Annotated in this window: 27 protein-coding genes; 4 read left to right on the forward strand and 23 right to left on the reverse strand. The window is 60.3% G+C overall.

Annotated features, from left to right (window positions below; genetic code table 11):
* Window positions 1-16: 16 nt before the first annotated feature.
* From AC56LV_RS14310 to AC56LV_RS14320, 3 genes are read left to right on the forward strand one after another with little or no spacing between them, the layout of a single operon-like run.
* Window positions 17-745 carry a pyrimidine 5'-nucleotidase gene (locus AC56LV_RS14310; RefSeq protein ID WP_499558565.1) on the forward strand — a complete coding sequence of 243 codons (729 nt, stop codon included), beginning with the start codon at window positions 17-19 and terminating at the stop codon, window positions 743-745.
* Window positions 746-770: 25 nt separating this feature from the next.
* Window positions 771-1,349 carry a nucleoid occlusion factor SlmA gene (gene slmA, locus AC56LV_RS14315; protein ID WP_499558567.1) on the forward strand — a complete coding sequence of 193 codons (579 nt, stop codon included), beginning with the start codon at window positions 771-773 and terminating at the stop codon, window positions 1,347-1,349.
* 9 nt (window positions 1,350-1,358) lie between these two features.
* The gene (locus AC56LV_RS14320; RefSeq protein WP_499558569.1) at window positions 1,359-3,197 is read left to right on the forward strand and encodes a chorismate-binding protein; all 1,839 of its coding nucleotides are present in this window, start codon (window positions 1,359-1,361) and stop codon (window positions 3,195-3,197) included.
* Here the strand turns inward: AC56LV_RS14320 and AC56LV_RS14325 are convergent.
* From AC56LV_RS14325 to AC56LV_RS14430, 22 genes are all read right to left on the reverse strand, one after another.
* Window positions 3,185-3,796, reverse strand: a complete 612-nt coding sequence (locus tag AC56LV_RS14325) for an OmpW/AlkL family protein (RefSeq protein ID WP_499558571.1) — start codon at window positions 3,794-3,796, stop codon at window positions 3,185-3,187. The genes AC56LV_RS14320 and AC56LV_RS14325 overlap by 13 nt on opposite strands.
* 105 nt (window positions 3,797-3,901) lie before the next feature.
* Window positions 3,902-4,495, reverse strand: coding sequence for a glutathione peroxidase (locus AC56LV_RS14330; RefSeq protein ID WP_499558573.1), 594 nt, complete (start codon window positions 4,493-4,495; stop codon window positions 3,902-3,904).
* Window positions 4,496-4,562: 67 nt separating this feature from the next.
* Window positions 4,563-4,991: a CoA-binding protein gene (locus tag AC56LV_RS14335; protein ID WP_499558575.1), complete on the reverse strand. Its 429-nt coding sequence runs from the start codon at window positions 4,989-4,991 to the stop codon at window positions 4,563-4,565.
* A gap of 98 nt (window positions 4,992-5,089) precedes the next feature.
* Entirely contained in the window at window positions 5,090-6,694 is a 1,605-nt protein-coding gene (locus tag AC56LV_RS14340) for a hypothetical protein (RefSeq protein ID WP_499558577.1), read from the reverse strand.
* Window positions 6,691-7,062, reverse strand: coding sequence for a GtrA family protein (locus tag AC56LV_RS14345; protein WP_499558579.1), 372 nt, complete (start codon window positions 7,060-7,062; stop codon window positions 6,691-6,693). The genes AC56LV_RS14340 and AC56LV_RS14345 overlap by 4 nt, the downstream gene beginning before the upstream one ends.
* Window positions 7,059-8,093 carry a glycosyltransferase gene (locus tag AC56LV_RS14350; RefSeq protein WP_499558581.1) on the reverse strand — a complete coding sequence of 345 codons (1,035 nt, stop codon included), beginning with the start codon at window positions 8,091-8,093 and terminating at the stop codon, window positions 7,059-7,061. The genes AC56LV_RS14345 and AC56LV_RS14350 overlap by 4 nt, the downstream gene beginning before the upstream one ends.
* Window positions 8,094-8,335: 242 nt before the next feature.
* A complete protein-coding gene (locus AC56LV_RS14355) occupies window positions 8,336-8,758 on the reverse strand; it encodes a F0F1 ATP synthase subunit epsilon (protein ID WP_499558582.1) in 423 nt (140 codons plus the stop codon).
* A gap of 27 nt (window positions 8,759-8,785) precedes the next feature.
* Window positions 8,786-10,192 carry a F0F1 ATP synthase subunit beta gene (gene atpD / locus AC56LV_RS14360; RefSeq protein WP_091869718.1) on the reverse strand — a complete coding sequence of 469 codons (1,407 nt, stop codon included), beginning with the start codon at window positions 10,190-10,192 and terminating at the stop codon, window positions 8,786-8,788.
* Between the two features lie 103 nt (window positions 10,193-10,295).
* The gene (atpG, locus tag AC56LV_RS14365; protein ID WP_499558584.1) at window positions 10,296-11,171 is read right to left on the reverse strand and encodes a F0F1 ATP synthase subunit gamma; all 876 of its coding nucleotides are present in this window, start codon (window positions 11,169-11,171) and stop codon (window positions 10,296-10,298) included.
* Window positions 11,172-11,227: 56 nt separating this feature from the next.
* The gene (gene atpA / locus AC56LV_RS14370; RefSeq protein ID WP_183554851.1) at window positions 11,228-12,769 is read right to left on the reverse strand and encodes a F0F1 ATP synthase subunit alpha; all 1,542 of its coding nucleotides are present in this window, start codon (window positions 12,767-12,769) and stop codon (window positions 11,228-11,230) included.
* A gap of 80 nt (window positions 12,770-12,849) precedes the next feature.
* A complete protein-coding gene (locus AC56LV_RS14375) occupies window positions 12,850-13,383 on the reverse strand; it encodes a F0F1 ATP synthase subunit delta (protein ID WP_258836932.1) in 534 nt (177 codons plus the stop codon).
* A gap of 2 nt (window positions 13,384-13,385) precedes the next feature.
* Window positions 13,386-13,856, reverse strand: coding sequence for a F0F1 ATP synthase subunit B (locus tag AC56LV_RS14380; protein WP_183554855.1), 471 nt, complete (start codon window positions 13,854-13,856; stop codon window positions 13,386-13,388).
* A 76-nt stretch (window positions 13,857-13,932) separates the two neighbouring features.
* On the reverse strand, window positions 13,933-14,178 hold the full coding sequence (atpE, locus tag AC56LV_RS14385; RefSeq protein ID WP_183554857.1) for a F0F1 ATP synthase subunit C: 246 nt from the start codon (window positions 14,176-14,178) through the stop codon (window positions 13,933-13,935).
* An 87-nt stretch (window positions 14,179-14,265) separates the two neighbouring features.
* A complete protein-coding gene (gene atpB, locus AC56LV_RS14390; RefSeq protein WP_499456140.1) occupies window positions 14,266-15,102 on the reverse strand; it encodes a F0F1 ATP synthase subunit A in 837 nt (278 codons plus the stop codon).
* A gap of 1 nt (window position 15,103) precedes the next feature.
* Window positions 15,104-15,439: an ATP synthase subunit I gene (locus AC56LV_RS14395; protein ID WP_499558586.1), complete on the reverse strand. Its 336-nt coding sequence runs from the start codon at window positions 15,437-15,439 to the stop codon at window positions 15,104-15,106.
* A gap of 262 nt (window positions 15,440-15,701) precedes the next feature.
* Window positions 15,702-16,580 carry a ParB/RepB/Spo0J family partition protein gene (locus AC56LV_RS14400; protein WP_499558588.1) on the reverse strand — a complete coding sequence of 293 codons (879 nt, stop codon included), beginning with the start codon at window positions 16,578-16,580 and terminating at the stop codon, window positions 15,702-15,704.
* Between the two features lie 23 nt (window positions 16,581-16,603).
* The gene (locus AC56LV_RS14405) at window positions 16,604-17,374 is read right to left on the reverse strand and encodes a ParA family protein (protein ID WP_332531178.1); all 771 of its coding nucleotides are present in this window, start codon (window positions 17,372-17,374) and stop codon (window positions 16,604-16,606) included.
* A gap of 165 nt (window positions 17,375-17,539) precedes the next feature.
* Window positions 17,540-18,190: a 16S rRNA (guanine(527)-N(7))-methyltransferase RsmG gene (rsmG, locus tag AC56LV_RS14410; protein ID WP_499558590.1), complete on the reverse strand. Its 651-nt coding sequence runs from the start codon at window positions 18,188-18,190 to the stop codon at window positions 17,540-17,542.
* Window positions 18,187-20,118, reverse strand: a complete 1,932-nt coding sequence (gene mnmG, locus AC56LV_RS14415) for a tRNA uridine-5-carboxymethylaminomethyl(34) synthesis enzyme MnmG (RefSeq protein ID WP_499558592.1) — start codon at window positions 20,116-20,118, stop codon at window positions 18,187-18,189. The genes rsmG and mnmG overlap by 4 nt, the downstream gene beginning before the upstream one ends.
* Window positions 20,119-20,320: 202 nt before the next feature.
* Window positions 20,321-21,091 carry a sulfite exporter TauE/SafE family protein gene (locus AC56LV_RS14420; protein ID WP_499504231.1) on the reverse strand — a complete coding sequence of 257 codons (771 nt, stop codon included), beginning with the start codon at window positions 21,089-21,091 and terminating at the stop codon, window positions 20,321-20,323.
* Between the two features lie 66 nt (window positions 21,092-21,157).
* Window positions 21,158-21,295: a hypothetical protein gene (locus AC56LV_RS14425; protein ID WP_499558594.1), complete on the reverse strand. Its 138-nt coding sequence runs from the start codon at window positions 21,293-21,295 to the stop codon at window positions 21,158-21,160.
* Between the two features lie 33 nt (window positions 21,296-21,328).
* Window positions 21,329-21,985, reverse strand: a complete 657-nt coding sequence (locus AC56LV_RS14430) for an alpha/beta fold hydrolase (RefSeq protein ID WP_499558596.1) — start codon at window positions 21,983-21,985, stop codon at window positions 21,329-21,331.
* 1,112 nt (window positions 21,986-23,097) lie between these two features.
* Between AC56LV_RS14430 and AC56LV_RS14435 the strand changes: the two genes are divergently transcribed.
* Window positions 23,098-23,865 (forward strand): 5'-methylthioadenosine/adenosylhomocysteine nucleosidase, encoded by a 768-nt coding sequence (locus AC56LV_RS14435; RefSeq protein ID WP_499558598.1) that lies wholly within the window; start codon window positions 23,098-23,100, stop codon window positions 23,863-23,865.
* Here the strand turns inward: AC56LV_RS14435 and ald are convergent.
* Window positions 23,862-24,977 (reverse strand): alanine dehydrogenase, encoded by a 1,116-nt coding sequence (ald, locus tag AC56LV_RS14440; RefSeq protein ID WP_499558599.1) that lies wholly within the window; start codon window positions 24,975-24,977, stop codon window positions 23,862-23,864. The genes AC56LV_RS14435 and ald overlap by 4 nt on opposite strands.
* Window positions 24,978-25,018: the final 41 nt, after the last annotated feature.

Here is a 25,018-nt window from a genome sequence, read left to right on the forward strand (position 1 = left end):
ACCAACGCCTCGCACCGTGGCCACTCCCCTACCCCGCGCACCTGTCTGGTTATTTGACCTCGACAACACCCTGCACGACGCATCGCATGCAATTTTCCCGGCGATCAGCGCCAACATGAACACCTATATCGCGCGCGTGCTCAGCCAGAATGGCGAGACCGCCACGCCAGCGATGATCAATGCCGCGCGCGTCGGGTACTGGAAGCGCTACGGCGCCACCCTGCTCGGGATGATGCGCCATCACCAGGTGTGTCCGGCCGACTTCCTGCGCCAGACGCACGATATCGGCCCGCTGGCCGAGCTGCTGCGCTTCGAGCGCGGCCTGGGCCGCCTGCTGCGCCGCCTGCCGGGCCGCAAGATCCTGCTGACCAATGCGCCCAACTCGTACTCGACCGAGATCGTGCGCCGCCTGAAGCTGCACAACCATTTCTCGCACCACGTGGCGATCGAGCACATGCACGTGCACCGCCAGTTGCGGCCCAAGCCGTCCAAGCTGATGCTGCGCCGCCTCTTGCGCAAGCATGGCGTGGCCGCGCAGCGCTGCATCCTGGTCGAAGACACGCTGGCCAATCTGCGCACCGCGCGCCAGCTGGGCCTGCGCACCGTCTGGGTCACCCAATACCTGCGTGTGAGCGATCCGATCGGAACTGCCCCACTGCCGAGGACATTGAAATGCCCCGGTTACGTCAATGTCAAAGTAAAATCCGTGCGGCAACTTCCTGCGCGGCTGTCGAGGCTGCGTTAATCGATCAACCACTCCTAGGGATCCCATGGCAAGCACGAAGCCCGGCCAGCGCAAGCTGCAAATCCTTCAGGCCCTGGCCGCGATGCTCGAGCAGCCCAAGGGCGAGAAAATCACCACTGCCGCCCTGGCCGCGCGCCTGGGCGTCTCCGAAGCGGCGCTGTACCGCCACTTTGCCAGCAAGGCGCAAATGTACGAGGGGTTGATCGAGTTCATCGAGACCTCGGTATTCGGCGTCATCAACCAGATCAGCGAACACGAAGAAGGCGGCCTGGATCAGACGCGCGCGATCGTGCAGATGCTGCTCGGCTTTGCCGCGAACAATCCGGGCATGACGCGCGTGCTGATCGGCGACGCGCTGGTGAACGAAGACGAGCGCCTGCAGCACCGCATGAACGCGTTTTACGACAAGGTCGAGCTGGCCTTCAAGGGCGCCTTGCGCGTGGCCGTCACTCAGGGCCATGGCCAGGAAGCCGATGTCGCCGGCCGCGCGGGCCTGTTGATGAATTACGTCACCGGCCGCTGGCACCGCTTTGCCAAGACCGGCTTCAAGGTCAATCCCGTGGAAGGTACGGCGCTGCACCTGTCGTTGCTGCTGGCAGCGTAAAATCCGGGGATGGATACTGGTGAAGTCTTTGCACTGCTCGACGATGCGCGCGCCACGCACGAGGCCCGTTCACGGCTCTACCGCGGCCATGCCGGCACGCTGACGTGTGATGACGCCAGCGGCTGGCCGCCGCTGCTAGCGGCCCTGCAAACGGCGCTGCAGCAGGGTTTGTATGCGGTGCCGCTGCTGACGTACGAACTTGGCGCGCACCTGCAGAACCTGCCGGCGCGCGCCGTGGATGGACCGCTGGCGCAGGTGCTGCTGTTTTCATACTGCGACCATCTGACGGGCGAGCAGGTTGCATCGTGGCTTGCCACGCGCAGCGCGGGCCCGGACCGGATTGCCGGCGTGGCCGGCATCACGGCCAATGTCGACGAAGCCCAGTTCGTCGAGGCCATCGCCCGCATCCGTGCACTCATTGAAGCGGGCGACACCTACCAGGTCAACTACACGTATCGCTTGCGCTTCGACGCCTTCGGCCCCCTCGTCGCCCTGTATGCGCGCCTGCGCGCGCGCCAGCCGGTGCCGTATGGCGCGCTGGTGGCGCTGCCGGATGGCCGCGCGCTGCTGTCGTTCTCGCCCGAGCTGTTCGTGCGCCACGCTGACGGGGTGCTGCAGGCGCGGCCAATGAAGGGCACGGCGCGCGCCAGCGGCGATGCCACCATCGATGCTGCGCGTGCGCGCGACCTGGCGCAGGACACCAAGAACCGCGCCGAAAACCTGATGATTGTCGACCTGCTGCGCAATGACCTGGGCCGCGTGGCCGTCACGGGCAGCGTACAGACACCCGTGCTGTTTGACGTGCAGCGTTACGGCGCCGTGCTGCAGATGACGTCCACGGTGCAGGCGCGCCTGAAGCCCGATGCGGCGCTGGTGGATATATTTGACGCGCTGTACCCGTGCGGCTCGATCACGGGCGCGCCCAAGCGCCGCGCGATGGAGATCATCCACGACCTCGAGCCCGATGCACGCGGCGTCTACACCGGCGCGATTGGCTGGTTCGATCCGGCGCCACAGGGCCGCGCGTTCGGCGACTTCTGCCTGTCGGTGCCGATCCGTACTTTGGCACTGGCGGCGCCAGAGGATGGCGTACAGCGCGGCATAAGGCGCGGCGAGCTGGGTGTCGGCGCCGGCATTGTCCACGACAGCGAAGCACATGACGAATTCGCGGAGTGCAAGTTGAAAGCAGGCTTCCTGACCGGGCTGGCCAACGATGTCACGATTTTCGAAACGCTGCGCGCCTCACGCGAACACGGCTGCGGACACGTCGAACAGCACCTCGAACGCTTGCACGCTTCATGCACCTATTTCGGTGTCCCGTTCGACCCCGGCGCCGCGCATTCTGCCCTGGACGCTGCCTGCCTGGCGCTGCCGACCGACAGCACGTACCGCATGCGCCTGGCCATCGATGCAACCGGCGCAATGAAGATCACGTCTGGCGTGCTGGCGCCGCTGCAGGAGCCGGTGCTGGTGGTGCTGGCCGACGAACCGACGGCCAGTAGCGACATCTTCCTGCGTCACAAGACGAGCCGGCGCAGCCGCTACGACGCGGCCTGGCAGGCAGCCGAAGCACGCGGCGCGTTCGATGCGCTGTTCTTCAACGAGCGTGGTGAATTGACGGAAGGTGGGCGCAGCAATGTGTTCGTGCGCATGGGGGATGCGTGGATCACGCCGCCCCTCCGCTGTGGTGTGCTGCCGGGCGTCATGCGGGGCGTGCTGCTGGCAGCGCCCGCATGGCATGCGCGCGAAGGCGTGATCACGCGCGCGATGCTCGAAGCGGCCGACGATATCGTCGTCTGCAACGCGCTGCGCGGGCCGCTGCGCGCGGTGCTTCTTCAGAAGCGGTAACCGACGCCCAGACCGAACAGCATCGGATCGACTTTCAGGTGGCTGATATTGGCGCCGCCGACGATCACGTCGCTGCGGATGTTGACACGCTTGATGTCGGCGTTGAGCGACCAGTGCTCGTCCAGGCGGAAATCAACGCCAGCCTGCAGCGCCAGCCCGACGCTGTCGTTCTCGAGGTCAGCCGCGCCATTGAGCAGCTTGACGCTCGAGATGCGCGTGTAGTTCACGCCCACGCCCACGTACGGATTGAAGGTGGCGCCCGGTGCGAAGTGGTATTGCGCGCTCAGCGTTGGCGGCAGGTGCTTGAAGCTGCCGATCTTTGTGCCGGCCAGCGTCACATTGTGCTTCTGCGGATAGGTCAGGATCAGTTCCGCCGCGAAGTTCGGCGTGAAGAAGTAGCTGATGTCCAGCTCGGGAATGGTCTTGTTGCTGACCTTGATCGTGTCCGCCGCGCCCACACCACCAACCGGGCTCGACTTGTTGTCCGGCTCCAGCTGGACGGCGCGTGCACGTACCAGCCATGGCGATTCCTGTGCCAGCGCCTGCGCGGACGCCACGGCAATCAGGGCCACTACTACGGATTTCAACATCGTTTTCATTGTTCTTACCTTTCGTTGTCATGTCACTGTCGACGAAGGTAAGCTTATTGATGTGGACCCAAAAAAACGTTGATCCACATCAAAATGACCATGCTGTCAGTAAGGTTACAGCGCTTTTTCGATCATACCGACCAGTTGCGGGTCTTCCGGCGTGACCTTGCTCGGGAAATATTCCAGTACTTTACCGTCGCGCCCGATCAGGTACTTGGTGAAGTTCCACTTCGGTTCCTTGCCCGTTGCCTTGATCAGCTGCGCGTGCAGCGGATTGGCGTCCGGTCCCTTGACCGACGTCTTGGCGAACATCGGGAACTTCACGCCGTAGGTGTTGTAGCAGAGGTCCGCGATCTCTTTCGCGTTGCCCGGTTCCTGCTGGCCGAAGTCGTTCGACGGGAAGCCCAGCACCACCAGACCGCGGCTGCCGTATTTTGCGTAGATCTTTTCCAGGCCTTCGTACTGCTTGGTAAAGCCGCAGTAGCTGGCCGTGTTGACCACCAGGACCACCTTGCCGCTGTACTGGCAGAGGTCTTGCGGCGCTTCATCCTGCAGGCGCTTGAAGCTGTGCTTGAGCACTGCCGGGCAGGCGGCCGGCGTTTTGCTCAATGCCGGCGCTGGTGCAGCAGGCGCTGCCTGCGCGCTTGCAGGCGGAATGACACTGGCGGCGGCGGTGGCGGCGAGCAGCAGGGCAATGGTCTTGATCATGGCGTGGTATTGACGAGGTGGAAGTAGCAGCGATTGTAGCGCGGGCAGCGACGCCACGCGCCGCTTTTCAGGCACTTGCCTGAAGGCTGCGGTGCTCGATCTTGATGCAGTGGTCCATCACCACATCCAGGCCGGCAGCACGCGCCAGATCGGCGGCAACCTGGTTCTCGATCCCGAGCTGCATCCACAGGCACCCTGCCCCCACGGCGATCGCATCGCGCGCGATCGGACCGATGTCTTCCGACTTGCGGAAGCAATCGACGATATCGATGCGCTGGCCGCTCTCTGCCAGCGAGGCGGCAGCGTCCTGCAGCGTGGCGAACACGGGCTCGCCGAGGATTGTCTCGCCGGCGTACTGGGGATTGACCGGCAGGATGCGGTAGCCGTGCTGCTGCAGGTAGGCGCCCACTTCGTGGCTGGCCCGCTCCGGCTTGTTCGACAGGCCGACGATGGCGATGGTGGTGCTCTCTTCGAGAATCCGGGCAATGGTGCGCATGGTGGTGTAGGCGTGAGCGTCGTTGTGATGACAGGCAGCTTAACAAAAGATGAGCGTCGGATCTCCGCGGCGATGTCAGCCGCGGCGTCGGCCTTCAGTCAGTAGGATGTTTCCTGCCCTTGAATCTCCCGATCGGACAGAAAAGGATTGTCGAAACGCTTCTGCCCCTGCTCGGAAGACAGAAGTTCCGTCACCACGAGCTCGTGGATATAGACCGACTTTTGCGGCGCCATGCGCTGGCCAAATTCCACGCCATTGTTGTAGCTGCGACGATCGACCACCCACGCACGTCGGGCACCGCTGGCGCAGGCGGCAACATCGGTGCCAACGCAGTACCTGATCCCATTGAACTCGACAAACTGCGTCTTGGGCAGCAGCGACAAGGTATTGGCCATTTCAGGCCCGAGCTTGTCGGTCACCTTGCGCCACTGCTGATTGTCGGGCGGGCGCACTTCCAGTGGCAGGCCCCAATCGGCGCCTTCGGCAAAGAACAGCACGCCCCAATACACGCTCAGATGTGGAATGACCACGACATCACCCGCGACGGCATGTTTTTTTACCTCGGCGGCGGCCGCTTCGTAACTACCGAATGACAGCAGTTTGTCCGACCACGGAATGGTTACGGCCGCGAGCGCGACGATAAATGTCGCAGCAAAGGCGGCAGGCAGGCGGCGCGGCAGCGTCATGATGTGCGCAATACCGGCGCCCGCGCCCAGCGCCAGGAACGGCAGCACGGCAGCCGAAAACGGTGGCGACTTGAAAATCGGTTTACCCAGGAACCCGATGACATACACGGCCACCAGCACGCCCACCGGAATAACCAGTACCGGCACGCGCCAGCGCTTGCTCTGCAGGGCAAAGTACAGGAGCGACAAGAACACGACAAAGCCAGCCCACATGAGTATGGTGCGGTAGGGCCCCCCTCCATTGCCTGCAACAGTCTGCCCCAGGATCATCACGATGCTGTCCCACGAACTTGCAGGCAGTGGTTCGGTGCCGCGCATCAGCGCAGTGCCGAGCAGCGGCAGAATCGTGATGCCGGCGACGCCCTGCAGCAAGAACCAGTTCCTGAATGTCTTGCGTGGAGCGACCTTGAACTGCTCGATGGCGACCGCGAGGAAGATAAAGAAAACGAAGATGAATGCGATTGCGTGCACGTAGGCCGTGCAGATCCCGAGCAGCACCAGTGCAACGCCGCCCCAGCGCGATGGCTGCTGCAGGAAGCGGACATTCAAGTACCACAGACCCACCAGCATCGCCGGCATCAAACCGTACATGCGCAGGTTGGCAGCGCCCCAGACCGTCGTCGGCAGTAACAGGAAGATCGCGGTCGCCCACAGCGCCGCGCTGGTGCCGCTGATCGCGCGCCCGACCCGGTACACGACCACGGCCGACAGCAGGGTGACGGCAAACGAATTTGCCAGCGCCCACCAGCTGCTACCCGGTGACAGCAGCATCCAGCCCTTCAGGACCAGGAAATAGAAGAAGGGATGGATGTCGTTGCGCAGGATTTCAATGAAGAAGGACGGCAGCGGCTGGAAGGTATGGGTCAACGCAATCAGCTCGTCTTCCCATAGCGAACCGCGCATGGCAAAGTAATGGATCATTGCCGCCAGGCCAACCAGGATCCCCATCAGCGGCAGGCTGTGGTGACGGATCTTGTCCATGCCGGTCGGGGACGTATGGGATAGGGTGTTGTTCATTTTGGCGTATCGATCCGGAACGCAAATTTTCGGTAGCCAACATAGCTCGCGCCCGCCTGAAGCACGGAGGCAATGGCAACCGCCAGCAATGGAGGACAGTCCTTCCACACCAGTAAAGAATAGATGGCATAGTTGGCGCCCGCAGCCGCCAGCGCAGTCGCCGCATAACGCAGGCCTTCGGCCAGCGATGTCTTTTCCTTGACCTGGAACGTAAAGCTGCGGTTGGCGATCCAGGTCACCAGGGTGGCGACCACCATGGCGGGCGGGCGCGCATAAAACGGCGACACACCGCTCCAGACCAGTAGCGCGGTGCACCCCAGGTCGACCGCGAAACCGAGGCCTCCCACAACGAGAAAGCGCAGGATCACTCTTGCTCGCTCTGTTCGGTCTTGAAGCGCGGCACCTGCAGATATTGGATGCGCTTTTGCTCAAGACGGGCACGGGCGACGCTATCGAGGATCACGCCGCACATGAGCGACATCCCGCCAAGCAGCATCAACCCAGTTGCGAGAATGGCGGTCGGAAAGCGTGGCACCGTGCCAGTCTGCACATAGGTGTCCAACAGTGGAATGGAAAGCACGACTGAAACCAGCATGAACAACAGGGCAATGCTTCCATAGAACTGCACGGGACGGACTTCCTTCAGCAGAAGCAGGAACGTCAGCAGGATCCGGATACCGTCGCGAATCGTATTCAACTTGCTGGTGCTACCCTCCTGGCGTTTGCCGTAGGCGGTCGGCATTTCGACGATGGGCATGCGCAGCTGCGAGGCATGCACCGACATTTCGGTCTCGATTTCAAAGCCCGCTGACACGGCTGGAAAGGTCTTGACGAATCGACGCGAGAATACCCGGTACCCCGAAAAGATATCGGTAAACAGGCTACCAAACAAGCGCCGATACAGGCCATTGAACAGGCGGTTACCGAAGCCATGACCGGCGCGGTGCGCGTTTTCATAGACGTTTTCCCGGGTGCCAACGACCATATCGAGCTGCTCATCGATCAGGCGTGCAATCATCGCCGGTGCGCGATCGGCATCGTACGTGCCGTCGCCGTCGGCCATCAGATAAATGTCGGCATCGAGGTCGGCAAACATGCGGCGTACCACATTGCCTTTGCCAGGCCAGGGTTCATGACGCACGAACGCACCTGCGGCGCGGGCTTCGCTGGCGGTGTTGTCGGTCGAGCGGTTGTCGTAGACGTATACGTGGGCGGTCGGCAAGATTTGCTGGAATTTCTTGACGACAGCGCGGATGGCGAGACCCTCGTTATAGCAAGGCAACACGACGGCAATCCTGAGATTGCCGAATGAGCGCGTCGCATGCGCGGACGACGTCGATCCGGGCAAACCTGTTGGTAAAGACTGATCGGTTGCCATCTCGGCGTTTGCGATATTCATTGGTAACCTGTACTGAAATAATAATAAATCGTCATGTTGATTGCGATCTGAAGTCTGCCAGTTTTTTGTTTTTATCGCAATCAATTTTGCTTTCAGTTATTTCAAGACTTTTAGTTTCTGTATTATTTTGCGCATGCTGGCATCGTTGTGCAACAGGGTGCCGCCCTTTGTGGCCAGGTTGCCAACGACAAAAAAAAAGGCAGCCCGCAGGCTGCCTTTTTATTGCCAAGCTTGTACTAAGCTCAACGGCCTTTCGAACGCAGACGCTGAATTGCCGCCAACTGCGCAATCGCTGCGGCCATTTCGGCCTGGGCTCTTGCGTAGTCGATCTTCGACTCCTGATTGAGCATCAGGTCTTCAGCCTGCTTCTTCGCGGACGTCGCCTTTGCTTCGTCCAGGTCGGCGCCGCGGATCGCGGTGTCGGCCAGCACGGTCACGCCGTTCGGCTGCACTTCGAGGATACCGCCGGCGACGAAGACGAACTCTTCACCACCACCGGCAACCTGGATGCGCACGGCGCCCGGGCGGATGCGCGTGATCAACGGGGTGTGCTTCGGGTAGATACCCAGCTCACCCGCTTCACCCGGCAACGCGACGAATTCGGCCTGGCCGGAGAAGATCTGCTCTTCGGCCGAGACGACGTCGACTTGAAATGTGTTTGCCATGTGTGTCTTTCAGTGGAAGAAAGCGACTTAACCAGCAGCCAGTTTCTTGGCTTTCTCGATAGCTTCCTCGATCGTGCCGACCATGTAGAACGCTTGCTCCGGCAGGTGATCCAGTTCGCCCGATGCGATCATCTTGAAGCCCTTGATCGTGTCTTTCAGCGAAACGTACTTGCCCGGCGCGCCGGTGAACACTTCAGCGACGTGGAATGGCTGCGACAGGAAACGCTGCATTTTACGAGCGCGTGCCACGACCAGTTTGTCTTCCGGTGCCAGTTCGTCCATGCCCAGAATCGCGATGATGTCACGCAGTTCCTTGTAGCGCTGCAGGGTGTTCTGCACAGCGCGCGCGGTGGCGTAGTGCTCTTCACCGACGACGAGCGGGTCCAGCTGGCGCGAGGTCGAATCGAGTGGGTCGACTGCAGGGTAGATACCCAGCGAGGCGATGTCACGCGACAGAACGACGGTCGAATCCAGGTGAGCAAAGGTGGTTGCTGGCGATGGGTCGGTCAAGTCATCCGCAGGGACGTAGACGGCCTGGATCGACGTGATCGAACCGGTCTTGGTCGAGGTGATGCGCTCTTGCAGACGGCCCATCTCTTCGGCCAGCGTTGGCTGGTAGCCCACTGCCGATGGCATACGGCCCAGCAGTGCCGAGACTTCGGTACCGGCCAGGGTGTAGCGGTAGATGTTGTCGACGAAGAACAGAACGTCTTTGCCTTCATCACGGAACGCTTCCGCCATGGTCAGACCGGTCAGCGCGACGCGCAGACGGTTGCCTGGTGGTTCGTTCATCTGACCGTAGACCATTGCCACTTTCGAGTTGGCAGGGTTTTCCAGATCGACGACTTTTGCATCGGCCATCTCGTGGTAGAAGTCGTTACCTTCACGGGTACGCTCACCCACGCCGGCGAACACGGACAGACCCGAGTGCGCCTTGGCGATGTTGTTGATCAGTTCCATCATGTTGACGGTCTTGCCGACGCCGGCGCCGCCGAACAGGCCGACTTTACCGCCTTTGGCGAACGGGCAGACCAGATCGATGACCTTGATGCCGGTTTCCAGCAGGTCGGTCGATGGCGACAGTTCGTCGTAGGCTGGCGCGTCACGGTGGATCGACGCCATGCGCTCGTGGCTGACCGGACCGCATTCGTCGATCGGGTTGCCCAGCACGTCCATGATGCGGCCCAGGGTCGGGGTGCCGACCGGGACCATGATTGGCTTGCCGGTGTTCTGGATGATCATGCCACGGCGCATGCCGTCCGAGCTGCCCAGAGCAATGGTACGGACCACGCCGTCGCCCAGCTGTTGCTGGACTTCCAGGGTCAGATCCGAGCCTTCCATTTTCAGTGCGTCGTACACTTTCGGCATGGCATTACGTGGGAATTCCACGTCAACCACTGCGCCGATACACTGAACGATTTTGCCATCAGCCATGTTCGTTCCTTCAGATATTTAGTTAAATTCTTTTTTGCTTTGATCGGTCGGGGACAGCGTAGCGGGCCAGGCCCGCTTGACGCCATCCCCACGGGCGGCGCTGTTAGACTGCGGCTGCGCCCGACACGATCTCGGAGAGTTCTTTGGTAATCGCCGCCTGGCGGGTCTTGTTGTAGACCAGCTTGAGGTCGCTGATGACACTGCCGGCGTTATCGCTCGCGGCCTTCATTGCGACCATGCGTGCCGATTGCTCGGACGCCAGGTTTTCTGCCACTGCCTGGTAAACCAGCGCTTCCACGTAACGCACCAGCAGTTCGTCGATGACGACCTGTGCTTCCGGTTCGTAGATGTAGTCCCAGCTGGTGGCGCCTGCATCGGCTTTCAGCGAATTGGCTGACAGCGGAAGCAGTTGCTCGACCACGGTTTCCTGTTTCATCGTGTTGATGAACTTGGTGTAGCACAGGTAGACAGCATCGAGCTTGCCTTCCTGGTACGCGTCCAGCATCACTTTGACCGGTCCGATCAGCTTGTCCAGTTGCGGTGCATCGCCCAGCTGCGTGGCTTGCGACACCAGCTTCATGCCGACACGGTTCAGGAAGCTCAGGCCCTTGTTGCCAATGGCAACTGCCTCGACGCGGTTGCCCGCCTGTTCCTGTTCGCGCGCCTTGACGGTTACCTGGCGCAGGATGTTGGTGTTCATGCCGCCGCACAGACCCTTGTCGGTCGTGACAACGATGAAACCAACTGCCTTTGCCTGCACGTCCCTGGCTTGCGCCATGAATGCGTGCGTGTACTCCGGGTTTGCAGTGGCCAGATTGGCGGTGATGTTACGAACCTTGTCACTGTAGGGACGGGCGGCGCGCATACGTTCCTGCGCCTTGCGCATTTTCGATGCGGCGACCATTTCCATCGCCTTGGTGATCTTCTTCGTATTTTCTACGCTCTTGATCTTGCCACGAATCTCTTTGCCTGCTGCCATGAGTCCTTACTCCTTCCAGGCACCGGCATCGCCGTCAGGCGACGCCGGCCCACAGATTAATATGCGCCGGATTTCTTGAAATCAGCAACGGCCGCGGCCAATGCTGCTTCGCCGTCTTTGTCCAGTTGCTTGGTTTCGTCGATCTTCGCCAGCAGCGCTGCATGGCCCGACTTCAGGAAGGCGTGCAGGCCGTGCTCGAATGGCAGCACTTTCTTGACTTCGATATCGTCCAGGTAGCCCTTGTTGACGGCGAACAGCGATGCGGCCATCAGCGAGGTCGACAGTGGCGAGAACTGTGGCTGCTTGAGCAGTTCGGTCACGCGCGCACCACGGTCCAGCTGCTTGCGGGTCGATTCGTCCAGGTCCGATGCGAACTGCGCGAACGCAGCCAGTTCACGGTACTGGGCCAGGTCGGTACGGATACCACCGGACAGGTTCTTGATGACTTTGGTCTGGGCAGCACCACCGACGCGCGACACCGAGATACCGGCGTTGATCGCAGGACGGACACCGGCGTTGAACAGCGACGTTTCCAGGAAGATCTGGCCGTCAGTAATCGAGATCACGTTGGTCGGCACGAATGCCGAGACGTCGCCAGCTTGCGTTTCGATGATCGGCAGTGCGGTCAGCGAACCGGTCTTGCCGGTCACGGCGCCGTTGGTGAACTTCGACACGTAGTCGGCGTTCACGCGTGCTGCGCGCTCGAGCAGGCGGCTGTGGAGGTAGAACACGTCGCCTGGGTACGCTTCGCGGCCTGGTGGACGGCGCAGCAGCAGCGAGATCTGGCGGTAGGCAACTGCCTGCTTCGACAGATCGTCGTACACGATCAGTGCGTCTTCGCCGCGGTCGCGGAAGTATTCGCCCATTGCGCAGCCCGAGTAGGCCGAGATGTATTGCATGGCGGCCGATTCCGACGCCGATGCAGCAACAACGATGGTGTACTCCATCGCGCCGTGCGTTTCCAGCGAGCGCACGATGTTCTTGATGGTCGATGCTTTCTGACCGATCGCGACGTACACGCAGGTCACGCCCTGACCTTTTTGGTTGATGATCGCGTCGACTGCAACAGCCGATTTACCGGTCTGGCGGTCACCAATAATCAGCTCACGCTGGCCACGGCCGATCGGCACCATCGCGTCGATCGATTTGATACCGGTCTGCATTGGCTGCGAGACCGATTCACGCGCGATAACGCCTGGCGCAATCTTTTCGATTGGCGAGGTCAGCTTGGCGTTGACAGGACCCTTGCCGTCGATCGGCTGGCCCAGTGCATTGACGACGCGGCCGCACAGTTCAGGACCGATCGGCACTTCGAGAATACGGCCGGTGGTCTTGACGATGTCGCCTTCCGAGATGTGCTCGTAAGCACCCAGGATGACCGAGCCGACCGAGTCGCGCTCGAGGTTCATGGCCAGGCCGAAGGTGTTGCCTGGGAATTCCAGCATCTCGCCCTGCATCACGTCCGACAGACCATGGATGCGGCAGATACCGTCGGCGACCGAGATCACCGTGCCTTGATTGCGAACGTCAGCCGAACTTTCGAGGCCCTGGATCCGGCTCTTGATCAGTTCGCTGATTTCAGATGGGTTAAGTTGCATGCTTGCTAACTCCAATTATAGTTTCTTGATGCGTAGGGCAAGGGCGGGAACGCCGGCGCGTGCCAGTCGATACGTCGTAGTTAGTTGGCCAGCGCAACGTGCATCCGTTGCAGCTTGGCGCGAACCGAGGTATCGAGCACTTCGTCACCGACGACCACGCGCACACCACCGATCAGCGAAGGATCCACTGTTACCGTTGGGTTGAGCTTGCGGCCAAATTTCTTTTCCAGCGTGGCGACCAGCTGCGCCAGCTGGTCGGCCGAGATCTCGAACGCGCTATGGATCATCGCATCGGCAGCGCCCTCGTTCGCGTTTTTCAGGAGCGCAAACTGGGTGCTGATCTCGGGCAGCAGGTTGATGCGGCCGTTCTGGGCCAGCATCGCGATAAAGTTCTTCGCTTCAGCATTCAGCGGCGACTTGACCAGGGACGCAATCGTGTCCGCCAGTTGTGCGTGCGTGACGATCGGGTTGCTGGCGAAGGTCTGCACGTCGGCACTGGCGCCAATCTGGCCCAGTTCCGACGCGATGGCCGAGTACGCGTTCATGTCGCCGGTTTGGGCGACACGGAACAGCGCTTCGGCGTAGGGGCGGGCGACGGTTGCGAGTTCTGCCATGATCAGAGCTCGGTCGACAGTTGCGACAGCAGGTCGGCGTGGGCCGCTGCGTTCACTTCACGCTTCAGGATCTGCTCGGCGCCGGCGACCGCGAGGGCGGCAACCTGGCCACGCAGTGCTTCGCGTGCGCTGTTGACTTGCTGCTCGGCGTCAGCCTTGGCGGCGGCAACGATACGCGCGCCTTCATCGGCGGCAGTACGCTTGGCTTCTTCGATAATCACAGCAGCGCGCTTTTCAGCGTCGTTGATGCGTTTCTGGACTTCGTCACGGGCGCCAGCCAGTTCGGTCTGGACACGCTTTTCAGCAGCAGCCAGATCGGCCTTGCCACGGTCTGCAGCAGCCAGGCCACTTGCAATCTTCGCGGCGCGCTCATCGAGCGCCTTCATCAGTGGCGGCCACACGAATTTCATCGTGAACATCGCCAGGATAAAGAAGACCACGAACTGGACAAACAACGTTGAGTTGATGTTCACGGTTTTTTCCTTCTTACAGAAACACGGATGCCGAACCAGAACTGGTTCGGCCCTTCAAGACAGCGAGAAGCGCGTCTTAGACTGGAACGAACGGGTTAGCGAACGCGAACAGCATGGCGATACCAACACCGATCAGGAACGCAGCGTCGATCAGACCAGCCAGCAGGAACATCTTGGTCTGCAGGGTGTTCATCAGTTCTGGCTGACGTGCGCTGGCTTCCAGGTACTTACCGCCCATGATTGCGATACCGATACAAGCACCGATAGCGCCCAGGCCGATGATCAAACCGCAAGCCAGTGCAACAAAAGAAAGGTCAGTCATGTGTAACTCCAAAAGTTAAATTGAAAACTAGATTAAAAACTACAACTTCTTTACAACCACTATCTGTTTCGATGCTTGCGGCGCCGATCAGTGGCCTTCGTGTGCCTGACCGAGGTATACCAGCGTCAGCATCATGAAGATGAATGCCTGCAGGAATACGATCAGGATGTGGAAGATCGCCCAGATGGAACCAGCAATGATGTGGCCAACGACACCGAATGCGGTAGCCGATGCACCCAACAGTGCGATCAAGAGGAACAACAGCTCACCGGCAAACATGTTGCCGAACAGTCGCATACCGAGCGACACCATTTTTGCTGCGTATTCGATGATATTCAGAAGCAGGTTGAACGGCGCCATCCAGATGCCGAACGGTGCTGCCAGCAGTTCGTGGATCCAGCCGCCGAAGCCCTTGATCTTGATGCCGTAGTAGATCATCAGGACCAGCACGCCCAGCGAAATACCGATGGTGCCGTTGATGTCGGCGGTCGGGACCACGCGGTGATACGGGAACAGGTGCTCGACGCCCAGGGCGGCAAACGCCGACGAGAACATGTCGACTGGCAGGAAGTCCAGGCAGTTCATCAGGGCGACCCAGACGAACACGGTCAGTGCGGCTGGCGCGATGAAGCTGCGGTCGCCGTGCACGATCGACTTGGCTTGATCGTCGACCATTTCAAACAGCATCTCGACGGCAGCCTGGAAACGGCCCGGCACGCCGGCGGTGGCCTTGCGCGCTGCGCTCCACAGGATCAGCGAACCGACGATGCCCATTGCCACCGACCAGAACACGGTGTCCAGGTTGATCACGGAAAAGTCGACCGGGCCATTCTGATGGCCAGTCGACAGGTGGCCGAGGTGGTGCCGGATATATTCTGATGCGGTGGGCGCGTGGGCTGCGCCGTCTACGGTTGGAGTCGCCATGTCATTGCCTAAATAATAAGAATATGTAACTTTTCAGCGCCACGATGATTCCGGCGACCAATGCCAGCCAGTTCAGATCGCGGTACAGCCACGCCGTCGCGCCCAGGAGCGCCAGCGTTAATGCAATCTTTATAAATTCCCATATGAAAAATGTCGCAGGGTTCGCCGTGCCACTTGCTGATGCGGCAAACAGGCGCACTGCCATGATTCCGTTGGGCACGACGCAACTCAAACCGCCAAGTACCGCAGAAAACGCCGCAGGCCATCCCCCCAGTAATCCGGCGATCGCGCCGACGAGAACTGTTGCAATCAACTGCAGGGAAACGATGCGCAGCATATTTTTATAGGTCTTCGCGCTGGCGCAGTGGACGTGCTACGTGGTGGTAATTACATGAATCGCCGGAATTATAAGTGGTTATACGGATGTGAGTCAAACGATTCCCTACTTATAACTGCTCTGTAAAGATGACGAAAATGTGACACGTTGCTGGTGGATAGGGCATTATTTTCAACAACTTAACGCCAGATGGTGTAGGCAGTGGGTGTCACATTGCAGGGTAGCCCGGTCACCGGCTGCCCTGCCTGCAGCCCGCTGCCGGTCAGCCGCGCAGCCGCGCCAGCACGCCGTCCAGGATGTCAAGGTCGGCGAAATCGATGATCATCTGGCCCCTGCCCTTCGGGCCCATCTTGAACACGACCGGCGTCGCGAGCTTGTCGGACAGCTCTTCTTCGAGCCGCACGATGTCGCCCGACTTGTCTTTCGCACGGGCGGCTTGCGCTGGCGCATTGTGCTCGTCGAGCGCGCGCGTGACGAGTTTTTCCGTTTCGCGCACCGACAGGCGCTTGGCGATGACCTGATTGGCCAGCGTGATCTGGTGCGCGCTGTCGACCGCCAGCAAGGCACGGGCGTGACCCATGTCGATGTCGCCGGCCATCAGCATCGTCTGCACCGGCTGTGCGAGGTTGATCAGGCGCAGCAGGTTCGAGACCGCGCTACGCGAGCGGCCCACGGCGCCGGCAGCCTGTTCGTGCGTGAAATTGAAATCCGAAATCAGGCGGTTGATGCCCTGCGCTTCTTCAAGCGGGTTCAGGTCTTCGCGCTGGATGTTCTCGATCAGCGCCATCGCGGCCGCAGCCTGGTCATCGACGTCGCGCACCAGCACCGGGATTTCATCCAGGCCCGCCATCTGCGCCGCGCGGAAGCGCCGTTCGCCAGCGATGATCTCGTACGGCGTGCTGCTACCCGGCGGCAACGGACGCACCAGCACCGGTTGCATGATGCCCTGGGTCTTGATCGAGGCGGCCAGTTCCGACAGGCTCACTTCGTCCATGCGCGTACGAGGCTGGTACTTGCCGGCCTGGATCTGGGTCACGGCCAGCACGGACGGCGTGGTCGGCACGGCCGGTGCGGCGTCGAGGTCGCCGCCGAGCAGGGCGTCGAGGCCGCGGCCCAGTCCCTTGAGTTTTTTGGTTGCCATCTCTTTGTCAGCTTTTTGATTGATTACATGGTCTTGATGCGCTGGACCATCTCGGCGCCGAAGGCGATGTATGCCTGCGCGCCTTTCGAGGACGGATCGAACGTCACGCCGGGGATGCCGTACGACGGCGCCTCGGCCAGCCGCACATTGCGCGGAATGATCGTCTTGAAGACCTTGTCGCCGAAATGCTGCTCGAGCTGGCCCGAGACCTGTTGCGACAGCGTCATGCGCGGATCGAACATCACGCGCAGCAGACCGATGATCTTCAGGTCGGTGTTCAGGTTGGCGTGCACCTTCTTGATCGTGTTGACCAGGTCGGACAAGCCTTCGAGCGCATAGTATTCACACTGCATCGGGATGATCACGCCGTCAGCGGCGCACAGGCCGTTCAATGTCAGCAGCGACAGCGCGGGCGGACAGTCGACCAGGATGAAGTCGTAATCATCAGCCACCGCTGCCAGTGCTTCCTTCAGGCGCCGCTCGCGGTTCTCGAGCGCGACCATCTCGACTTCGGCGCCGGCCAGTTCGCGGTTGGCGGGTAGCACATCGAAGCGCCCTGCTTCCGAGCGCACGCGCGCCGTGGCCACATCGGACTCGCCCAGCAGGACCTGATAGATCGACGCGGCCAGCTCGGCCTTGTTGATGCCAGCGCCCATCGTGGCATTGCCCTGCGGGTCGAGGTCGACCAGCAGCACGCGCTGGTCCAGTTTGGCCAGGCCTGCGGACAGGTTGACGCTGGTGGTGGTCTTGCCTACTCCACCCTTCTGGTTCGCAACGCAAAAAATCTTCGCCATCTTTTCCTTTCCTGGATGCGACTACAAGGCATCATATCGTTGATACGATAAAACCGTTTCACTGGTTTATATGAGTTAAACGATATAAACTGTTTATACGGTTAATACAGATAGTACGGTTAGTACAGTTCTTATGATTTATATAGTATGTACTATTGGTAGCTTTTACGCGGCTCGCTCGATGAATACCAAGTGTCGCTCTGCCTGCAGTCTTGGCACCCATAACGGTTGCAGATCCACGACTTTCCAGTCCTGTGGCAAGCGCTCACGCTCCTCACTTGGCGCCACCCCTTTCAGCGCGATGAACTTGCCGCCGTCGGCCAGCAGATGGCCCGACCAGTTGACGAAGTCGGACAGGTCGGCAAACGCACGCGAGGTGATCACGTCGAATGGTTCGCTCACAACCAGATCCTGCACCTTCATGGTGTGCACGCTGACGTTGGTCAGCTTCAGTTCTGCCTTCACCTGATTCAGGAATGCGGTTTTCTTGTGCACGGTGTCGATCATCGACACGTTCATGTCCGGCCGCACGATGGCCAGCACGATGCCCGGCAATCCGCCCCCTGCTCCCACGTCCAGCACATTGCGGGCATTGGCAAATGCCGGCACCGCCGCCAGCGAGTCGAGCAGATGGTGCGTGACCATCTGCTGTGGATCGCGCAGTGACGTCAGGTTGTAGACAGCGTTCCACTTGTTCATCAATGCCAGATAGCCCATCAGCTTGGTCTGTTGCTCGGGCGTGATGGCCAGCGTCATGTCCTTGATGCCCTGGTCCAGTACGGCCGCCAGCGCATCGTGATCGAAGTTGTATTTCATTCGGCCACCTCGGCTGCGGCGGTTGCAAAACCTTTGGCGCCGCGCTTTTTCAGGGTCACCAGGAGCAGCGAGATCGCCGCCGGGGTCACGCCCGAAATACGGGAAGCCTGGCCCAGCGTTTCCGGCCGTTGCTTGTCGAGCTTCTGGCGCACTTCGAACGACAGCGCTTCGATATCCAGGTAGTTCAGGTTCTCGGGCAGCTTCATGTTTTCGTAGTGATCATGACGCTCGACTTCGCGCGCCTGGCGATCGATGTAGCCGGAATATTTAAGTTGAATCTCGACCTGCTCTTTGACAGCGGGATCTTCAACGCCCGGACCGGCCAGGCTCTGCCCTTCCATACCACTCATCGTCATCAAGGTGTCGTAGTTCACACCTGGTCTGCGCAGCAAATCAGCCAGATTGTATTCGCGCTCGAGCGGCTGGCCGACAATGCGTTCCGACTCCGCTGCCGCCAGGATGCGCGGGTTCACCCACACCGAGCGCAGACGTTCCAGTTCGCGTGCGACGGATTCGCGCTTGGTCTCGAACGCCGCCCAGCGTGCGTCGTCAACCAGACCCAGGCTCCTGCCGATTTCGGTCAGGCGCATGTCGGCATTGTCTTCACGCAGCGACAGGCGGTATTCCGCGCGGCTGGTGAACATGCGGTACGGCTCGGCCACACCTTGCGTCGTCAGGTCATCGACCAGCACGCCGAGGTACGCTTCCGAACGACCCGGCGTCCAGGCATCCTTGCCCTGCGTTTGCAGGGCGGCGTTCAGGCCGGCCAGCAAACCCTGGGCCGCCGCTTCTTCGTAGCCGGTCGTGCCGTTGATCTGGCCGGCGAAGAACAGACCCTTGATCGACTTGGTTTCCAGCGATGCTTTCAGGCCGCGCGGATCGAAGTAATCGTATTCGATCGCATAGCCGGGCCGCAGAATGAACGCGTTTTCCATGCCGCGCATCGAGCGCACCAGGGCCAGTTGCACGTCGAATGGCAGGCTGGTCGAGATCCCGTTCGGGTAGAACTCGTTGGTCGTCAATCCTTCCGGCTCCAGGAAAATCTGGTGCGATTCCTTGCTGGCGAAGCGATGGATCTTGTCTTCGATCGATGGGCAGTAGCGCGGACCGACACCTTCGATCACGCCGGTGTACATCGGGCTGCGGTCAAGCCCGGCACGGATGATGTCATGCGTGCGTTCATTGGTATGCGTCACCCAGCATGGCACCTGCTTCGGATGCATCGCCACATTGCCCATGTACGAGAACACCGGCACCGGATCGAGGTCGCCCGGTTGCTCGGTCAGCAGCGAGAAGTCGATGCTGCGGCCATCGATGCGCGGTGGTGTGCCGGTTTTCAGGCGGCCTTGCGGCAGCTTGAGTTCTTTCAGGCGCGCCGACAGCGAGGTCGCCGGTGGATCGCCCGCGCGGCCGCCAGCATAATTCTGCAGGCCGACGTGGATTTTCCCATCCAGGAAAGTACCGGCCGTCAGTACAACAGCGCGCGCACGGAAACTCAGACCCACTTGGGTGACGGCGCCGACGACGCGGTCGCCCTCGACGATCAGGTCTTCGACTGCCTGCTGGAACAGCCACAGGTTCGGCTGGTTTTCCAGACGAGAGCGGATCGCCGCCTTGTACAGGGCGCGGTCGGCTTGCGCGCGGGTAGCACGCACGGCCGGCCCCTTCGATGAGTTCAGGATCCGGAACTGGATGCCTGCCTCATCCGTGGCGATGGCCATGGCGCCGCCGAGGGCATCGACTTCCTTGACCAGGTGTCCTTTGCCAATGCCGCCGATCGATGGATTGCAGGACATGGCGCCCAGCGTTTCAATATTGTGCGTCAGCAAAAGGGTCTTTTGACCTGTGCGTGCAGACGCGAGTGCAGCTTCGGTGCCGGCATGGCCGCCGCCGACGACGATGACGTCGAATTCAGTTGGAAATAGCATGATGGGATGTGAGGCGAGGAGACTAATGCGCGATTATAGATTCTTTTCCGGTGCCTGATTCTTCGGCCCCCAGAAAACGACGAATTTTGTTTCACGTGGAACGTCAAGCAGCTTAGGCGTCGGGATTGTTTCACGTGGAACATCGCATTTGATAAGGCCGGGCTGACCCGGTTCCGCGATGTTTCACGTGGAACAATCGCGACTACCAACCCAACTTTGTGAAGGAATCGTAGGCAGTCTTGACAATCAAGGCGCTGACGACAAACAGGAACACCTTGCGCACGAAGCCGCTGCCGTACTTCATTGCGAGTCGCGTGCCAGTCAGCGAACCCACGATCTGGCAGCCCGCCATCATCAGTCCGAGTTGCCACAGAATGTGACCGCTGTAACCAAACCACATGAGCGCCGAGAAATTGCAGGCCACGTTGACGATCTTCGCAGCGGCAGAGGCGCTTAAGAAATCAAACCCAAAGAAACGCACGAACAGGAAGATCAGGAAGCTGCCGGTGCCAGGACCGAAGAACCCATCGTAGAACCCGATTGCTGCACCGATTCCGATTGCCCAATACCGCTCGGCCAGGCCGCTATGCAGCGGTGCGTGCACGGACCCAAGGTCTTTCTTCATGAAGGTATAGACCGCGACCGCAACAAGGATGATGGGCAACAAGGCGCGGACGAAATCGGCAGGCACGCGGGTGACCGTCCAGGCGCCAGCGAACGACAATAGAAATGCGGCGGCAGCTGCCGGGGCGGCGGTACTCCACGCTACCCGCACACGCCGCGCGTAATCCACGGCTGCCGAACTGGTGCCGAAAATCGCTGCAAGCTTGTTGGTACCGAGGATAGTTGCCGGCGCTTCTTTTGGCAACAGTGAGAACATGGCGGGAAGCTGGACCAGGCCGCCGCCGCCGACAACGGCATCGACCAGGCCGGCGGCGAACGCGGCGCCGCCGAGCCAAACAACATCAATCATGGAAAGGATTCGGGAGGAGTGCTGAAGCCGCAATTTTACGGCATGCCGTGCGTACTTACCTGGCGGTCAGACGGTCGGTGACTTTATGAAGTCGAGCAACAATGCATTCAGGCGATCCGCACCCGAGAGCTGCAACCAGTGGCCAACGCCATCGATGCGTTCATAGCGAAAGCCCGCACGACATTGCTCGCGCGAATCGAGCATCTGTTGCTCGCCCAGCGCTGGATCGTGCTCACTTCAGACACCCATCACCGGAACGTTAACCGGCAGCCAGGCCCGCGCGGATGATGGCTTGAAATTGGCGCGATAATAATTCAGTGCCGCCGTCAGGCGACCTTCGGGTGCAAGCGCCGCGATCCAGATCTCTTGCTGTTCGCGACCGCGAATCATTTTTCTGAGCGTCGCCCAGTCCCCTGCTTTCAGCAATGCCTCCGCGACAACGGGCGTTTTGAAAACAAGCATGTACCAGAACCGCAGTTTCTGGCCGAGGTTCGAGGAAGCAATTGCCTTGGGATGGCCGACTGACAGGGCGGCATATCGTACGATGCGTTCCGGCGCATGCATGGCCAAGTGCCAGCCGATCAACGCGCCCCAGTCATGACCGACCACGACAGCCTTGTCGATACCCAGCGCGTCCATGAGTCGCAATACATCATCGGCCAGAAATGACACGGCATACGCGCCGACGTCTTGCGGCATATCGGTCTTGCCGTAGCCACGCAGGTCAGGTGCAATCACACACAGACCCGCCGCAGCGAGTTCCGGAATCTGACGCCGCCAGATCTGGTGCGTATCGGGGAAGCCATGGAGCAGGATCACCGGCGGGCCTTCGCCAGCCGTGACGTAGTGCATGTTGAGGCCATTGACCGTGGCGTAATGCGACTCGAATTCCATGCGGCTCCCCTTGGCGCTGACTCGATGAAACACAGCTTACCAGAACGTAAACGCCTGTCCAGACCCCACCTGTGGATAAGCAAATGGATATCCACAGGTACGGTTTGTGCAGAACTCCGCTTTTGTACACAAGCAAAAATCTTGTCCAGATTTGCCACCAGGAAGCCGGGTCACTAGTGCACTGCCTTATGCGCGCGGTAAGTCGATGATTTTGTTCTCGTTAACCGGGTTGTCCACAGAAGGTGGCCACCCTTACTTATTACTATCAATGTTGTATACAGTTATTGGTTGTAAACCTGAGATGCCTGTTTCAAAAAAAAATTTCGTCCGTGGCAGATCGGAGCAATGCGGTCATTGCAAACCCGCTTTCTGGTCTGTGGAGAACCCAATGCATATCCACAGGATGGAATGTGCAAAAACCCGATTTTTTCAGCCGTCGCCAAATCTGTTCACCTTCGGTGCACCGTGGCCACCAGGGTTCTCCAGCCGGTTTGAAACTGTGTAAGCCGTTGAAGTTGTGGAAAAATCCAGGCTTATCCACACAATCGGCCGCGTTTACTATTACTACTATTTTGTATACAAGCTTTTAAGTAAACAAACTGGATAACTCGCGCGCTGGACATCTTTGGCAAGAAGTTCGGCTGAGCATCGTTCTAAAAGCGTTTTTAAAAAAAAAGAACGCAGGCGCAAAAGCACGCAGTAATTCGAGATTGCCAACCAGCATCGATCACTGACAACCAGCTCCCAGGCGCCAGCGTCCTGTGGACAAGCGCCTGCATATCCACAGCATCAACTGTGCAGAACCCCGGCTTTTGGCAACGGGCAAATTCTTGTCCACGATCCATGCGTGACTCGCGCATGTGTTGTCCCGCGTAAAAAACAGGACTTAACGCGCTGATTCTGTTGAGTAAACGAACCTTATCCACAGAAAATCTTGCGTTTACCTACTACTACTATTTTGTATACAGATCTCTTAATTAAATAAGCAAACAACAGCTCAGCCAAAAAAAAACGTTTTCCAGAACGAAAAACCAGGCCAGCAAATTTGTCTCCAACGGCTGAGAATGCTGTGTACAATCCGGCGCTTATGCACAACGGCCCAGCAAAAAAAAATGCGTTTAGGCATCATCAGCGCGTTGCACGAAGAACAGGCAGGGCTCGTGGAAGCCTTGCAAGGGCCCTCCACGCTCATCCACGGCAAGCGTGAGTACTTTCTCGGACAGCTGTGGGAAATCGACGCCGTGTGCGTCCTGTCGCGAATTGGGAAGGTTGCTGCTGCCATGACAGCGACGACGCTTGTGGAGAAGTTCGGAGTTACCCACATCCTGTTCACGGGTGTGGCTGGCGCCGGGGACGCGTCGATCCGGGTTGGCGACATCGTGGTGGCTGAATCGCTCGTCCAGCACGACATGGATGCCAGTCCCCTGTTTCCCCGTTTCGAGGTGCCATTGACGGGGCAAACGCATTTTCAACCGGATGCCCGGTTATCTCTGCGGGTTTCCAGTGCAGCGCATGCGTTCCTGGACGAGGACCTGACGCATGCGATCGCCCAGACTGACCGCGAGCAATTCGGCTTGACGCAGCCGCGCGTGCACCGCGGCCTGATTGCCAGCGGCGACCAGTTCGTGCATGAGGCCGCGCGGATTGACGCGATGAATACGGCGCTGCCGGGCCTGGTAGCGGTGGAGATGGAAGGCGCTGCAGTGGCGCAGGTGTGTCACGAACTGAACGTGCCGTTTGCCGTCATCCGCGCGATCTCGGATAACGCCAACGAACACGCGGCGCACGACTTCATGGGCTTCGTGAAGACGGTGGCCGCGCAGTACGCATTTCACATCACCCGGCGCCTGTGCCGGGATCTGGCGGCAGCGCCGCTCTAGTCCAGCAGCGACTCGGCCGGCATGTAGTCGTAGCCCAGTGCGTGCGCCACGGCCTCGAACGTGACCTTGCCCTGGCAGACATTCAGGCCATGACGCAGGTGGGCGTCATCGCCCAGCGCGCGCCGCCAGCCCTTGCCGGCCAGCGCCAGCACGTGCCCGATCGTGGCGTTGTTCAGAGCAAAGGTGGATGTGCGCGCGACTGCACCAGGCATGTTCGCAACGCAGTAATGCACGACGCCGTCGACGACGAAAGTCGGATCGGCGTGGGTGGTGGCGTGGGACGTTTCAAAGCAGCCGCCCTGGTCGATCGCCACGTCGACAATGACTGCGCCCTTTTTCATGCGTGACACCATGCTGCGCGTGACGAGTTTTGGCGCTGCAGCGCCCGGCACCAGCACCCCGCCGATGACCAGATCCGCCGAGAGCACGGCTTCTTCGAGCGCCTGCGCGTTGGAATGCAGCGTGGCGATGCGGTTGCCATACACCAGATCGAGCTGGCGCAGGCGGTCGAGGTTCTTGTCGAGCACCGTCACCCGCGCGCCCGTGCCGACGGCCATCTGCAGGGCATTGGCGCCCACCACGCCGGCGCCGATGACGACGACGTGGCCCCCGGCCACGCCCGGCACACCGCCCAGCAGCAGGCCCATGCCGCCCCTGGATTTCTCCAGGTGCGCAGCGCCCGCCTGGATCGACATGCGCCCTGCCACTTCGCTCATCGGCGCGAGCAGCGGCAAGCCGCCGCCAGGCCCGGTCACCGTTTCATAGGCGATGCAGATGGCCTTCGAGCGCACCAGCGCCGCCGTTTGATCGGGATCTGGCGCCAGGTGCAGATAAGTGAAGAGGATCTGGTCTTCGCGCAGCATCGCGCATTCGCCCGCCTGGGGCTCCTTGACCTTGACGATCATGGCGGCCTGCGCAAACACCTCTTGCGCGCTGGCCACGATGCTGGCGCCGGCCGCGACGTACTGCGCGTCGGGCAAGCCGATCTCGCTGCCGGCGCCCTGCTGGACGAGCACCTGGTGGCCTTGCACCACCAGCTCATGCACCGACGCCGGCGTGAGGCCGACGCGGTATTCGTTGTTCTTGATTTCGGTTGGAACGCCTACAAGCATGGTGAGTCTCCTTGTTGTTGGTGTGGTTCCTGCAACTGCTG

The organism is Telluria sp. RB2R28 (genome assembly GCF_059685835.1).